The following is a 13,359-nucleotide window of genomic DNA, read 5'->3' as shown; positions in this document are numbered from 1 at the left end:
ATTCTTCGACCGCGCGAAAGCGGCCAGGGCAGTCAGCCGATGACGGCCCAGCCGTGCGGCGGAACGTTCACTCGCCCGTCGTTCAGGCCCGCTTCCCCGGCCAGCACCTCGCTGCCCTCGACCGCGTAGTCGATCGCGTCGTCGCCGAGATTCAGTGCCACGGTGATCGACTCGCCGTCCGCAGAAGCTCGGTAGACGAGTGCTGTGTTCGTGAGTTCGAGAGTTTCGGTGCGGGCTGAGTACAACCACGGGTTTCGCCGCCGTAACCCGATCAGCTCTTGGTGAATTCGGAACACCGGCCAGCCGTACGGGGCGAGATCCTCGGACGTGTCGGGGTACTCCGGACGCACGTCGTCGTCGCCGCCTACGCGGTCCTCCTTGATGCCCCTGAACGCCTGCTCGTCGCCGTAGTAGATCATCGGCATACCGCCCACGGTGAACAGAACCACCAACGCGTGCAACAGATGTCGCTCGTCCTCGATGACGCTGGCGATGCGATTGACGTCGTGATTTCCGACGAACGTGGCGGGGACGAAGGCGTCGAGCCACCCGTTGTGCCGCTCCAGCGCATGGGAGAGCTCGAAGAAATTCTTCTCGCTCAGACCGCTCCAGATTGCCTTCCACAGCTCGTACTGGGTGACCGAATCCAGCGTGGAGGCCGAGACGATTCGGTCGTAGTCGCCGTGAATGACTTCGCCGAGAAAGTATGTGTCCGGGTGCTTTTCCCGGACCTTCGGCAGTACCGCGGCCCAGAAGCGTGGCGACACCGCATATGCCGCGTCGAGCCGCCAGCCGTCGACGCCGCGCCCCAGCCAGTGCGAGAGCACGTCCACGACGTACTGCTGCACGTGCGGGCTCTCGTGGTTGAGCGCAACCAGTTCGTCGTGGCCCTCGAAGTTGCGATGCGTCGGCTCGTCGCCGGACCAGTCGAGGTGGAACCACTGCGCGGCCTCGGAGTCCGGGCCCTCGTCGAGTGCCTCTCGGAACTTCGGAAAGCTCTGCGCCACATGGTTGAAGACGCCGTCGAACATGATCTTCAGGCCGCGGGAGTGCGCTGCGGCAATCAGCGAGTCGATGTCCTCGTCGGTGCCCAGTCTGCCGTCGACGTGGTAGTAATCGACCGTGTCGTAGCCGTGCTTCTCGGACTCGAAGATCGGACCGAGGGCGATGCCCGACGCGCCGAGCTCGAGTGCGTAGTCGAGCCACTTCTCGATTCTGTTCAGCCGGTGCAGATCCGCTTGGGATTCACCGTCCCAGCCGTGCACCGGTGCGCCGGTGAATCCGAGCGGGTACAGGTGCCACCAGATGGCGTGCTTCGTCCACTCCATCAGGACTCCATGATCGAGTCGCGGCCGAGCTCGCCCGCACCGGTATGGCCGGACAGGCTGGTCACCAGATCGAATTCGGCCAGAAGACAACGCAATACGTGCGCCACGCCCTCCTGCCCACCGAGTGCGAGTCCGTAGAGGAACGGGCGGCCGAGCAGTACCGCATCGGCACCGAGCGCCAGGGCCTTGGCCATGTCGGCCCCGGTGCGCACTCCCGAGTCGAACAGGACCGTCAGCTGGTCGCCCACGGCGTCGACGATGGACGGCAACGCGTCGAGTGATGCTCTGGCCCCGTCGATCTGACGACCGCCGTGGTTGGAGACGACGATGCCGTCGACTCCGTGCGCAGCGGCCTCTCGCGCGTCGTCGACCGTGCAGATTCCCTTCAGCACGATCGGGCCGTCCCAGTGCTCCCGCAGGAACGCGAGGTTCTTCCACGACAAACCCGGGTTGGGGAACATCTGCGCCCAATGCATCGCGGCAGCAACGGGATTCTCCTCGACGGGCTGTGCCAGCCCGGCCTGGAACGCCGGATCGCTGAGGTAGTTCTCGATACCCAGGTTGGCCAAGAACGGGAGGTAACCACGGTCCAGATCGGCGGGCCGCCAGCCCAGCAAGGTGGTGTCGAGCGTCAGCACCAGCGCGCTGAAACCGGAATCCTTCGCGCGCTGCAGGAAGCTCAGCAGCACCGACTCGTCCGTCGGCCAGTAGAGCTGATACCAGCGGGGAGCGTCGCCGCCCGCCTCGGCAATCTGCTCGAACGAATGCGAGGCCTGCGTCGAATGTATGTACGGCACACCGAGTTCCGCAGCTGCGCGGACGGTGGCGAGCTCACCGTCGGGGTGGGCGAGGGTCTGAATGCCCACGGGAGCGATCAGCAGCGGTGCAGGCATGTCGGTGCCGAGCACGGTGCACGCGTGGTTGCGGGCAGCCGAGCTGCGCAGCATCCGCGGTGCGATGGCCCACCTGTCGAAAGCAGCCCGGTTCGCACGAGCCGTCGAGCCACTGCCCGCGCTGGCGACGATGTAGCCGAGAGCCTCGGGCGAGAGCTTCTCGGCAGCCTGGTCCTCGAGCCGCGCCAGGTTGGTGGTGATCGACGGTGTCTGCTGGGCGAACATCCCGGCGGCGTAGATGCCGAGTTGGTGATCGCTGAAGTTGCTGGGCCTGGCCTCGGTCATCGTTCGACCCTACCGGGGCACCGCCGAGGATCGGGCGAGAAATGCGTCCACCAGAGCCGAGCAACGCGCCCGAGCTGCAGGTTCGGCGTCCGCGATGGCGCGGCGAATGCCGTGCACGTCCACCGCATGTTCGACGCCGTCGCGGTCCCACGCAGCGGCCCACGCGTCGTAGGTGTCGAGGTCGATTTCGGGGTGGAATTGCAGTCCGAGGTGCGGTCCGAGGACGAACGCCTGTTGCGCGGCCTCGTTGTGGGCGATCACCGTCGCCTCCGGGGGAGCGACGAAGGTGTCTCCGTGAAACTCCATCCACGGGCCCGGGGCGATGAGCTCGGGATCGGACGTCTCGACGTCGACGAAACCGTACTCGGGATGCTCGGACCTGCGAACGCTGCCGCCGATCACCCGAGCGAGCAACTGACCACCGAAACAGACGCCCAGGATCGGGACCTGCGCGTCGATGGCCTGCCGTACGTATGCGATTTCCGGCGCGAGCCAGGTCAGTGTGTCGTCGTACGCAGCGTCCGGCGAGCCCATGACCACCAGCAACTGCGCGTCGGACAGCGACGGCGGTGCGGTGCCGGGGCTGTGGTCGAAGGAATGCACGTCCAACTGGAAACCCCTGCTGCGCAATTCGGCGTCGAGGGTGCCGATGTCGCGGCGCGCGAGAGCCGGATCCTGATCGTGGACGAGTACTACGGCGCGCGGGTCGTTCGTGTATGTCACAGGGCTCCTTTACGGTGTTCGTGCACACCGTACGACAGACTGGATCCGATGCCACCTCGTAGACGCACAGCCCGATCCACCACTGCCCGCACCGTCAAGGCCGGGCAGAGCAGCGCTGCGCGAAAGTTCGCGGCCGCCAAGAACGGTGAGCCTGCGGACAAGAAACCAGCGGCGAAGAAGGCCGCACCTCGCAAGCGGGCAGCCCCGCGCAAGACCTCACCGCGCAAGACCTCTGCCCCCGATCTTCGGGTGCCCGATCCCGGTGAGCGCGTCTGGGTGCTGGACGTCCCGTTCGAGGATCGGTCGGCGGCAGGCGCGGCCGGGGCGCGCTGGTATCCCGGTCCTCGGGTGTTCGCGTACTACGGCACCGAATTGCCCGAGTATCTGCAGCCGTACGAGTCGATGCCGTACAGCCTGCAGCGGTGGTTAGAGGACGACGCCAACGAGAATTGGCGTGACGAGGTGGTGCGGGAGCGGGCGATGCAGCCGCGTGACACCCAACTCGAATCCGTACGACGCCATCTCGCCGCCCTCGAGGCCGGGTTCCCGTACTTCGCGCAGATGGATTCGACGGGTCTGGGCAAGACCCTCGCGGTGTGCGAGGCCGTCCGGCAGATGTCGGCCGCCGAGATCGGCACGGTGCTGGTGGTGGCCCCCAAGGGCGCGTTGCCGGGGTGGCGTCGAACCATTGCAGACAGCGAGGCGGACATCGAGCCGTCCGAGCGAAAGCGTTGGCTGCTCATCACCTACCAGTCGACGAAGAAGCTTCTGTCCGTTCCGCCGGAGACCGACCTGGGCAAACGCAAACGGACACAGAACAAACGGACCATCTCACTCGGTGAATTGCGGTTCGACATCGATGTGGTGATCGCCGACGAGTCGCATGCGTTGATGAACATCGAATCGCAGCAGTCTCAGATTCTCTGGCGGTATCAGGAGGCTGCTCGCTCGGTGGTGTGGATGTCTGCCACGCCCGGCTATCAGCCGCTGCACTTCGCGTACATGGCTCGGGCGGTGGAGCGCAGTCGCGGAGTCGAGATCCTGGGCGACGAGGAGTACCTCGGGTACGCGGTGACGATGAAGTGGGCCGAGTTCCTCATCGAATCCGGGTTCGCCGTGAAGGCGGGCAAGGCGACGACGGGGTTGACGACGTGGCGCTGGGAGCCCGAGGACGCGGCCCGCCGCGCACGTGACATCGCGTCCGTGCACGGCTGGCTGTCGGGAGGCACTGTGCCGTGGTCGATTTCGCGTCCCTCGCCGCCGACTCCCCGCGAACCGCTCGGGCAGGAACTCACTGCCGCCCAGAAGCGGCTGTACAACTCTGCGTGGGTGGACTACCGCAAGGAAGTCGGGCTACCGATCTGGAAGGCCGTCGGCGGCAAGCGGGTGCTGCAGAAGAACCCGAGCACTCGCGCCGCGACGCTGCGGTTTCGCCAGAAGTGTTCGTACTTGCGCATTCCCGCGTCGGCCGATCAGGTACGGACGTGGGTCAAGGCCGGCAATCAAGTGTTCGTCTCGATGTTCTATCGGGAGTCGGTCGCTGCGCTCGCGCAGACACTGCGGGACGAGGGTCTCGATGTCGCAGTCGTCGACGGCTCCATGAGCAGCCCCGAGCAGGAGGCGTCGATCAGACGCTTTCAGACCGGCGACGCGTCGGTCATCGTGTCGACCACCACCAGTGCGATCAATCTGCACACCAACGAGTTACTGCTTCCGGAGGGGACGGTGTCGACCCTCGCCCCACGCGTGACGCTGATTCACGACCCGAGGTGGACACCCATCGACATCAGGCAGATCGAGGGCCGGGCGAACCGCATCGACAAGGACCACAACCACACGACGTCGACCTGCTACTACGGCTACGCCGAGGGCACGGTGGAAGAGGAGATGGTGCTTACCGGTATCGAACGTATCGCTGACCTGGGATCGATCGTCGGGCAGGCGGATCTGATCGATCCGGAAGCATTCCTCGCAGCGAGAGTGGATGCCGGAGAATAGGATAATTGTGACCATTCCTCCATCTCGGTGGCGTAGCTTCGGTCCCATCGGCAATTCGTCGGTAGCGGGCTCACTTTGGCACCAGGAGTAGTCATGATCGTTCTCGGAATCATCCTCGCCCTCATCGGCTATTTCGCCGGCATTTCAATTCTGACGACTATCGGCATCATTTTGGTGGTCGTCGGCGCGGTTCTGACGTTGCTCGGTTCGATGGGCCGCGCAGTCGGTGGCCGCAAGACCTGGTTTTGACCCACGAGTTAGAACACACGTTCGATTTCTGTTAGTCTGAGCGTGCCCCCGGAGTTGGCGATGCGGCCAGCGGAGCCACTTCGGGCGGTCCAGATCGAACGACGTGGATTCTCGAAGGCGGTCGCGCGCGATGGCACTCGAACCAGAGCCTGCGGCCGGCTCTCTGTACCGCGTCGGAGACAGGTGGGCCGAGAGAGCACCGACGCGGTGTGGCAACGGTCATCGGCTCGTCGCCGGTTCGGTTCTCGTCGGTTCACGGGCATGTTCGTGTGAGCTCGGGCATCACCGGACGCATCAGTGCCAATCCTGCGGCCTCGTGAGATTCACTCCCGAACTCGGCCCGTCGTGCAGTGATGCGAGCTTCGATTCGCGCGCCGCGCGCGCCCGACCTGCCGTCGTGGACAATCGTGTCCATGAACGAGGTCATGAAGAACAGTGAAACCGCGGTCGACCTGGGTCAACTGAGACACGATTTCACGCGGTTCATGATGAGCTACAAGTTCGGGATCGACGAGCTGATCACCAAGATCAACATCCTCAAGCAGGAATTCACCCACATTCACCGCTACAGCCCCATCGAACACGTCTCGTCGAGGTTGAAGACACCCGAGAGCATTCTCGACAAGGCCAAGCGAAAGAACTGTTCCCTCAACCTCGATGCGATCCGGGCGAACATCTTCGATGTCGCAGGAGTGCGCATCACCTGCAGCTTCATCTCCGACACGTACCGCATTGCCGACATGCTCAGTAGCCAGAGCGATGTGCGCGTCGTCGAGATCAAGGACTACATCGCGAACCCGAAACCCAACGGCTACAAGAGTTTGCACCTGATCGTCGAGATTCCGGTGTTCATGTCCGACCGCGTCCAACCGGTGCTCGTCGAACTGCAGATCCGCACCATCGCGATGGACTTCTGGGCAAGCTTGGAACACAAGATCTTCTACAAGTACCGCGGAGAAATTCCGCCCACTCTGCTGGCCGAACTGACCGAGGCCGCCGAGAGCGCGAACAAGCTCGACGAGAAGATGGAAAGACTGCACGACGAGGTGACGGAGCTCAACGGCGATGCCGAGAACTCCATCACCCTCGGTTCGATGCCGCCGTTGGCCCTACCGCCGGAGTTGTTGCACATGCTGCTCACCGCGCAGGCCGACGCGATCGACCCGGAGTAGCGACCCACACGACGACGAGCCCCGCTGCTCGACGGCTGAGCAGCGGGGCGTGTGTCCTGCGAGAGCTATCCGATGTGCACCGGGGTGTCGCCGACGGGCAGGTCGTCCTTCTTGGCCCTGACGAGCACCAGCACGACCGGGCACACCAACGCGACCAGGATTGCGGCGGTGCCGAAGGCCCAGGCGTAGCCCGATACCTCGGCTGCGAAGGCGTGATCGATGGTGGCCAGCACGAAGTTGCGGATCGGCTCCGGCAGCGAGGCCAATACCTCGTCGCTCGGGATCTCCTGGCTTGCGAGAGCCTCGGCGGGAACCCCGGCAGGCGGAGTCGGTGCCGGGTTGTCGGCCAGGTACGACGTCTTGGACGAGGTGTACACCGTGGTGAACACCGCTGCGCCGAGTGCGCCGCCGACCTGCAGGGTGGCGTTGATCAACGCGGATGCGGCACCCGCGTCGTGATCGGGGACGCCGATGAGCGCAACGTTCTGCATCGGAACCATCAGCAGACCCAGGCCGAGTCCGAGCAGCACGACGCCGGGGAGCACGTGCGTCCAGTACGAGGTGTCGACACCGATCTGCGTCAGTAGCAGCAGGCCGATCGCCGAGACGACGGGACCGACGGTCATCAGCGGCTTGGGCCCGATCTTCGGCACGAGCGCCGAGGCAATCGCGGCGGTGATCAGGATGCCGCCGGTCATGGGCAGCGACGCGACGCCGGCGATCACCGGGCTCATCTCGAGCACGATCTGGAAGTAGAACGTGAGGTACAACGTGCCGCCGAGCAGTGCGGCACCGATGACGGCGGATCCGATGTACGCGGCACCGCGGTCCCGGTCGAGCAGCACACTCATCGGAAGCAACGGGTTGTCGGACTTCGACTCGACCACGACGAAGGCAGCGAGAAGAGCGAGGCCGAGTGCGATGAAGGAGATGGTGGGTACCGTCGCCCAGCCGTCTTCGGCTTCGGTGAAGCCGTAGACCAGCGATGCCAGTCCGAGTGCGACGAGGATCGCGCCCGGCAGGTCGTAGCGGGTGTCTCCGTGAGCCTTGCTCTCCTTGACCAACGGCACTGCGGCGGCGATGGCGATCACGGCGACCGGGATGTTGACGAGCAGGCACCAGCGCCAGTTCGCGTACTCGGTGAGCACTCCGCCGAGGAGCAGGCCGACGGCTGCGCCGCCACCGGCGATCGCGCCGAACACGCCGAATGCCTTGGCGCGTTCCTTGGTGTCGGTGAACGTGACCGTCAGGATGGCCAGTGCTGCCGGTGCGAGCAGTGCGGCGAAGACACCCTGGCCGGCGCGGGCGATGAACAGCTGCCAGCCCTCTTGGGCAAGTCCGCCGACTGCGGAGGCTACGGCGAAGCCGGCCATGCCGACGATGAACGACCGCTTGCGTCCCCAGTAGTCCGCGATGCGGCCACCGAGCAGCAGCAGCGCACCGAACGCCAGCGCATAGGCGGTGATCACCCAGGTGCGGCTGGTGTCGCTGATGCCGAGGTCGATCTGCGCCTGCGGTAGGGCGATGTTGACGATGGTGCCGTCCAGCACGATCGTGAGCTGTGTGATGGCGACGATGCAGAGCACCAGCCATCGGCGCTCGTAATTCGGATTCTCTTCGAGCGACTCGCGCCCGGAGACCTGCGACATGTTGCTACCCCACTCGTACTCGTTGATTCTCTGGGCACGACGATGTCCCGATCGAAAAGGTAAGCCACTCGGCATCGTGTGTCAAACGAACTAGTTGGTTGGCGGTAGGGTGGCCGCCATGAAGCCTGACGCCAGCGCGACCCGCGCCCGCATCGTCGTCGCCGCACGCACAGAGTTCTCCGAGCACGGGCTGGCCGGGGCACGGGTGGATCGCATCGCAGTCTCGGCGAAGGCAAGCAAGGAACGCCTGTACGCGTACTTCGGAGACAAGGAAGCTCTGTTCCGGGCCGTGGTGGAAGACGGATTCGCGCGCTTCCTGGAGTCGGTTCCGTTCACCGTCGACGATCTCGGGGGATACGCCGCGCGCGAATATCTGCACCTCGCCGCGAATCCGCAGGAACACCGACTGCTGCTGTGGACGCAACTTCAGGGCGGCATGGCGGTCGCGGGTGCGGACGACATCCACGCAGTGATCGCCGAGCGACGACGCGCCATGACGGCCGCACAGGAACAGGGGCTGATCTCCGACGCCTTCACCGTCGACGACCTGTTCACCATGATTTTCGGAATCACCTCGTCGTGGATGACCGCTCCGGGTAGCGACTGCGGACCCGTCGACGACACCGAACACCAGCGCCGGGCGTCGATCATCGAGGGCGCGGTGCGACGACTCTGCGCCCCGTAGCGTTGTCTATCGTTCTCTAGCTTCGAGTCGAGAGTGGCGAATAGTGGAGTAGCGGGGCCGGTTTTCCCGCAAACGCGCGCGCATTCGTCATACGCGCGCGATTTCGACACCGATCCTGTGGCAATTCCGAACGCGTCCGACGATTCCGCGCGCGTCTGCCGAGTTCACCGCCCCGCCAGAATTGCCGCCTCACGCTCGGCCGAGAGTCCGACGGGCGGCCGATCGTCCCTCATCGGCGTCCGCCCGTTCAGCGATTGCAACCACATCCACGTGTCGGCGACGGTCTCCTGAATCGGACGAGTCCGGAGCCCTGCAGCGAATGCCTTCGAGACATCGGATGCGTGCAGCGAATCATGGTCGGCCCCCGGCGGAATCCAGATCGGGAGCTCCGTCCACGGCTGCACGCCTGCAGCGCTGAGTACGTCCGGCTCCACCCAGCACAGCCGAGCGTCGGAGCGGGTGGCTTGGATGCAGGCCTGCAGAACGTCGTCGATCGTGGCATGACCTGGCCGGCTCACCACGTCGTACGCGCCGCCGAGACCCCGGGTGGCTGCATCCAGACTCCAGGCAACGAGATCGCGAGCATCGACATGTTGCAGTGTCAGGTCGACGGGACCGGGCGCGAGCACATCGCCAGCGCGTCTGTTCGGGTCACTCCGCAGGCTCCGCTCCTGCCCGATTCTGTTCAGCCACCAGGGAAGTCGGCCGATATTTTCGTAGGGTCCCAGGATCAGACCCGCTCGGACCAGCAGCGCCCGAGCACCGAACGCTGCAGCAGCGGCCTGCTCACCGCCGAGTTTGCAGCGCGCATAGTCCTCGCCAGGCCCGTGGACCGTCGGCCAGGTCTCGTTCGCTCCTGCTTCCGGCGCGTCGTACACGGATCGGCTCGAGACGTAGATGTAGCTATCGACTCGACCGGCGAGCATCGCCGACGACCGCTCGACGGCGCTCGGCTCCCACGACCAGGTGTCGAACACCATGTCCCAGTTACCTTCTCGAATCGCATTCAGCCCACCGGTCGCGCGTCTGTCTCCACGGAGTTGCGTGACCCGGGGATCCGACGGGGTCGTGCCGCGATTGAGTACCGTGACGTCCCACTGCAGATCGAGAGCATGTTCGACGGCAGTTCGCCCCACGAACTCACTGCCGCCGAGGACCAATAGCTTCATGTACCCAGTGTGCCGGTCATCCGGTCCGCACTGCCGTCGACCAGCCTGATGGGATCGCTGCTGACAGCAGAGCAGCTCCAGCTACACAGGAAGCTTGCTGTGTCCCGTCTCCTTGATGGTCAGCACCGTCGCAACACCGATGGCACACACGCCCATCACCCAGTACGCCGGTGACATGGCGTTGCCGGTCGATTCGACCAACTGTGCCGCAACGTACGGTGCAGTTCCGCCTGCGGCGATCGTTCCGATGTTGAAGCCCAACGACACTCCGGTGTAGCGAACGGATCGCGGGAACAGTTCGGTGAACAGCGGGAAGGCCGGGACCTGCACCACACCGTTGAGCACCATGTAGACGAAGTAGACGACGCCGACGATCACAATGCTCGACGTGGCACCGAGAATCATGAACACCGGCAGCGCGATGATCACGTACGCCACATAGCCGAACAGCAGCACCGGTTTGCGGCCGAACCTGTCGGTCAGCATTCCACTCAGCGGGAAAGTGGCGCAGGCCAACGCAATTGCTACCGCCGACGTCCAGTACACCGAGTCCTTCGAGAACCCGAGGTCGTTGATCAGATACACGCTGAAGTAGGTCAGCCCGATGTACCCGGATCCGTTCATCGCGATCGCGATACCGACGACGCGTAGCACCGACCACGGTTGCTTCTTCACCACGTCACTCAACGGGCTCTTGGCGACCTCGTTCTTGGCTGCCATCTCCTCGAACTCCGGGCTGTCCTCGAGCTTGAGCCGCACACGGAGACACACGAACGCCAGGGGCAGAGCGAGCAGGAACGGGATGCGCCATCCCCACGACGACATCTGTTCGTCGGTCGTGATCAGAGCAACGAGCCCGACGACGGCTGCGGCGACGGCGAAGCCGAGTGTCGATCCCACCGGCGTGAACGAACCGAAGAATCCACGACGGTTCGGCGGTGCCGATTCCGCGATGTAGGTTGCGGCACCACCGATCTCACCGCCCGCCGAAAATCCCTGAGCGAGCCGGATGATCACCAGCAGAACGGGGGCCAGCACGCCGACGCTCGAGTGCGTGGGAAGCAGTCCGAGAATGCCGCAGGCGACACCCATGCACACCACGGTGATGACGAGGGCGTGCCGACGACCCTTGCGGTCTCCGAGTCGGCCGAAGAAGATTCCGCCGAGCGGACGGGCGACATAGGCGACGCCGAACACGGCCAAGGTGGCGAGAATCGAGACGCCGGGGCTGGTGGACGGGAAGAACAGCGGCGCGATGATGACGGCGAGGAAGCCGTAGACCGCGAAGTCGTAGTACTCGATGAGCGTGCCGACACCTCCGGCCAGCGCAGCTCGGCGCGCGGTCGTGGTGTCCGCCTTGGGCGGTGCGACTCCTGCGCGGGAGTGGTCGGTGTTCGTCATCGCGCTGATCCTTCTGTGAGTGGTTGCTTGCTTCGGTGTTCGGAGAGCAGAAGTTCGTACGAACCGCCTGCTTCGATGACGGCGACGGTTCGGGCATTCGGTGGATGGCCGGTGATCGTGGTGCCGTCCGGCTTCGACACCTCGGCCCGACGCCAGTCGAGTCTGACATCGTCACCGACGGCCACCGCGTCGGATATGCCGGGAACGGTGATCAGGGGCATACCGTTGAAGGTCTCGCCACGCCAGAATCCGGGCGAGAACGATTCCGCCACAACGGCACTGATGCCCAGGTTGCGGAGCGCCACCATCGGCGGATAGTGCGGATGTCCGTAGCCGAAATTCCGCCCACCGACGATGATGTCGCCGGGTCGAACTCGATCGACGAAGCTCGGGTCGTACGCCGCCATGCAGACCGACCTGAGGTGATCGGGGTCGTAGGACTTGATGTTCGCGACACCCACCACCAGATCGATGTCGAAGTCGTCGCCGAATATCCACGCGACCGCACCGTCGATGACGTCGGGCGGGGGCGGGTACGCGCTCATGACCCGACCTGCGCGATCGTCCCGGCAAGGGCGCTGGCGGCGACGGTGAAGGGCGAGCCCATGTAGATGTTGGCGTCGGAGCTGCCCATTCGCCCGGAGATGTTGAGCACCCCGGTGGAAATGCAGTTCTCGCCGGCCGCGAGGGGCTTCTGATATCCGAAGCAGAAGTCGCAGCTCGACACCGCGATGTGCGCACCGGCCGACCGCAGGATGTCCAGCAGCCCTTCGCTTTCGGCTTGATCGTGCACCTTCTGGGAGGTCGGAACGACGTTCAACTCGACGCCGGGCGCGACGGTCCGCCCGTCGAGCACCAGAGCCGCCGCGCGCAGGTCCTCGATGCGGCCGCTGGCACAGGAGCCGATGAACGCCTTGGTGATCGGGATTCCGGCCAGATCGGCAGCGGTATGCGTGTTGGCTGCACGGGCCGAACCGGGCTGCACCACCTGCGGAACGACGGTCGACAGGTCGATGGTGTGGCGGGCCGCGTAGGTGGCATCCTCGTCGGGGAGCACGGGGGTGAACGCCCGCCGGGCAACGTCATGGGCATACGCGAGCGACAGTTCGTCGGGTTCGAAGATCGCCGAGACCGCTCCGGTGAACATCGCCATCCCGCACAGACCTTGGCGGTGGTCGATCTTCATCGACCGCGCTCCGGGACCACCGAACTCCATGACCTGGTGGGCGCACCCGTCCGCACCGACCAGGTCGATGATCGTATGGACGAGATCGCGACTGTCGACGCCGGGGCCGAACTCACCCACCAGGTCGAACCGGGTGGTGGCCGGGATGTCGACGTAGAGCTGTCCCGTCACCCAGGCCTCGATCAGATCGCGCCGGATGCCCCATCCGAGTGCGCCGAAGGCACCGATTCCGCTGATGTGCCCGTCGAAGTGGACGAGGAAGTCTCCGGGCGTCGCGAGTCCGAGTTCGGCGGTGAGCTGATGGCCGATGCCACGTCCCTCGTGCAGTTCGATGCCGTAGAACTCGCACCAATCTCGCGTGACCTGATGCACCTCTTGTTCTTTGGCGTTGTTCTTGGTGAGCATGTGGTCGATGAAGACGACGTATCGGGACGGGTCGTCGAGTTCGGTGATGCCGAAGTCCTCGCGCATCTGCCGGAACATCACGTCGGTGTAACCGGGGAAGTCGTAGGCGATCATCCGAGCAGGCCGAACGGCGTGATTCTCACCGGCGTGCACCACGTCGGCATCACAGGTTCGGCCGAGGATCTTCTCGACCATCGTCAGCGCTTCGGAACTCAT

Annotated in this window: 13 protein-coding genes; 4 read left to right on the top strand and 9 right to left on the bottom strand. The window is 64.8% G+C overall.

Going from position 1 to position 13,359, the window contains the following annotated elements; genetic code table 11:
- Positions 1–32: 32 nt before the first annotated feature.
- From CH251_RS01960 to CH251_RS01950, 3 genes are read right to left on the bottom strand one after another with little or no spacing between them, the layout of a single operon-like run.
- Positions 33–1,328, bottom strand: coding sequence for an alpha-amylase family glycosyl hydrolase (locus CH251_RS01960; protein ID WP_094611556.1), 1,296 nt, complete (start codon positions 1,326–1,328; stop codon positions 33–35).
- Positions 1,328–2,506 carry an alpha-hydroxy-acid oxidizing protein gene (locus CH251_RS01955; RefSeq protein WP_094611555.1) on the bottom strand — a complete coding sequence of 393 codons (1,179 nt, stop codon included), beginning with the start codon at positions 2,504–2,506 and terminating at the stop codon, positions 1,328–1,330. The genes CH251_RS01960 and CH251_RS01955 overlap by 1 nt, the downstream gene beginning before the upstream one ends.
- Before the next feature lie 9 nt (positions 2,507–2,515).
- Positions 2,516–3,229 (bottom strand): type 1 glutamine amidotransferase, encoded by a 714-nt coding sequence (locus CH251_RS01950; protein WP_094611674.1) that lies wholly within the window; start codon positions 3,227–3,229, stop codon positions 2,516–2,518.
- A 48-nt stretch (positions 3,230–3,277) separates the two neighbouring features.
- On the opposite strand from CH251_RS01950, the gene CH251_RS01945 reads away from it, so the two are divergent.
- A complete protein-coding gene (locus CH251_RS01945; RefSeq protein ID WP_256978755.1) occupies positions 3,278–5,227 on the top strand; it encodes a helicase-related protein in 1,950 nt (649 codons plus the stop codon).
- Positions 5,228–5,320: 93 nt separating this feature from the next.
- Positions 5,321–5,476, top strand: a complete 156-nt coding sequence (locus CH251_RS27340) for a DUF6131 family protein (RefSeq protein ID WP_094611554.1) — start codon at positions 5,321–5,323, stop codon at positions 5,474–5,476.
- 253 nt (positions 5,477–5,729) lie between these two features.
- Here CH251_RS27340 and CH251_RS27335 read toward each other — a convergent pair whose 3' ends face one another.
- Complete coding sequence (locus CH251_RS27335; protein WP_179273688.1) at positions 5,730–5,903, bottom strand: hypothetical protein; 174 nt, start codon at positions 5,901–5,903, stop codon at positions 5,730–5,732.
- On the opposite strand from CH251_RS27335, the gene CH251_RS01935 reads away from it, so the two are divergent.
- The gene (locus CH251_RS01935; RefSeq protein WP_094611553.1) at positions 5,890–6,648 is read left to right on the top strand and encodes a GTP pyrophosphokinase family protein; all 759 of its coding nucleotides are present in this window, start codon (positions 5,890–5,892) and stop codon (positions 6,646–6,648) included. The genes CH251_RS27335 and CH251_RS01935 overlap by 14 nt on opposite strands.
- Positions 6,649–6,713: 65 nt before the next feature.
- Here the strand turns inward: CH251_RS01935 and CH251_RS01930 are convergent, their stop codons facing one another.
- Positions 6,714–8,297, bottom strand: coding sequence for an MFS transporter (locus CH251_RS01930; protein WP_094611552.1), 1,584 nt, complete (start codon positions 8,295–8,297; stop codon positions 6,714–6,716).
- A gap of 118 nt (positions 8,298–8,415) precedes the next feature.
- On the opposite strand from CH251_RS01930, the gene CH251_RS01925 reads away from it, so the two are divergent.
- Positions 8,416–8,982, top strand: a complete 567-nt coding sequence (locus CH251_RS01925) for a TetR family transcriptional regulator (protein ID WP_143537939.1) — start codon at positions 8,416–8,418, stop codon at positions 8,980–8,982.
- Between the two features lie 164 nt (positions 8,983–9,146).
- On the opposite strand, the gene CH251_RS01920 is transcribed toward CH251_RS01925, so the two are convergent.
- The 4 genes from CH251_RS01920 to CH251_RS01905 form a co-directional block, all read right to left on the bottom strand.
- Positions 9,147–10,151 carry an NAD-dependent epimerase/dehydratase family protein gene (locus tag CH251_RS01920; RefSeq protein ID WP_094611550.1) on the bottom strand — a complete coding sequence of 335 codons (1,005 nt, stop codon included), beginning with the start codon at positions 10,149–10,151 and terminating at the stop codon, positions 9,147–9,149.
- An 81-nt stretch (positions 10,152–10,232) separates the two neighbouring features.
- Positions 10,233–11,552, bottom strand: a complete 1,320-nt coding sequence (locus CH251_RS01915) for an MFS transporter (RefSeq protein ID WP_094611549.1) — start codon at positions 11,550–11,552, stop codon at positions 10,233–10,235.
- Positions 11,549–12,097, bottom strand: coding sequence for a 3-isopropylmalate dehydratase (locus CH251_RS01910; protein ID WP_094611548.1), 549 nt, complete (start codon positions 12,095–12,097; stop codon positions 11,549–11,551). The genes CH251_RS01915 and CH251_RS01910 overlap by 4 nt, the downstream gene beginning before the upstream one ends.
- Positions 12,094–13,359 (bottom strand): aconitase family protein, encoded by a 1,266-nt coding sequence (locus CH251_RS01905; protein ID WP_373454898.1) that lies wholly within the window; start codon positions 13,357–13,359, stop codon positions 12,094–12,096. Before CH251_RS01905 ends, CH251_RS01910 begins: the two co-directional genes overlap by 4 nt.

It is taken from the genome of Rhodococcus sp. 06-462-5 (assembly GCF_002258315.1).
Classification (GTDB): Bacteria; Actinomycetota; Actinomycetes; order Mycobacteriales; family Mycobacteriaceae; genus Rhodococcoides.
The sequence above is the reverse complement of the archived record's forward strand: the minus strand, read 5'-3'. Positions and strand labels throughout refer to the sequence as shown.

Bases quoted from the DNA above. Each gene is read 5' to 3' on its own strand.
- CH251_RS01960 (WP_094611556.1), bottom strand. From the start codon at position 1,328: ATGGAGTGGACGAAGCACGCCATCTGGTGGCACCTGTACCCGCTCGGA.
- CH251_RS01955 (WP_094611555.1), bottom strand. From the start codon at position 2,506: ATGACCGAGGCCAGGCCCAGCAACTTCAGCGATCACCAACTCGGCATC.
- CH251_RS01945 (WP_256978755.1), top strand. From the start codon at position 3,278: ATGCCACCTCGTAGACGCACAGCCCGATCCACCACTGCCCGCACCGTC.
- CH251_RS27340 (WP_094611554.1), top strand. From the start codon at position 5,321: ATGATCGTTCTCGGAATCATCCTCGCCCTCATCGGCTATTTCGCCGGC.
- CH251_RS01935 (WP_094611553.1), top strand. From the start codon at position 5,890: ATGAACGAGGTCATGAAGAACAGTGAAACCGCGGTCGACCTGGGTCAA.
- CH251_RS27335 (WP_179273688.1), bottom strand. From the start codon at position 5,903: ATGACCTCGTTCATGGACACGATTGTCCACGACGGCAGGTCGGGCGCG.
- CH251_RS01930 (WP_094611552.1), bottom strand. From the start codon at position 8,297: ATGTCGCAGGTCTCCGGGCGCGAGTCGCTCGAAGAGAATCCGAATTAC.
- CH251_RS01925 (WP_143537939.1), top strand. From the start codon at position 8,416: ATGAAGCCTGACGCCAGCGCGACCCGCGCCCGCATCGTCGTCGCCGCA.
- CH251_RS01920 (WP_094611550.1), bottom strand. From the start codon at position 10,151: ATGAAGCTATTGGTCCTCGGCGGCAGTGAGTTCGTGGGGCGAACTGCC.
- CH251_RS01915 (WP_094611549.1), bottom strand. From the start codon at position 11,552: ATGACGAACACCGACCACTCCCGCGCAGGAGTCGCACCGCCCAAGGCG.
- CH251_RS01910 (WP_094611548.1), bottom strand. From the start codon at position 12,097: ATGAGCGCGTACCCGCCCCCGCCCGACGTCATCGACGGTGCGGTCGCG.
- CH251_RS01905 (WP_373454898.1), bottom strand. From the start codon at position 13,359: ATGAGTTCCGAAGCGCTGACGATGGTCGAGAAGATCCTCGGCCGAACC.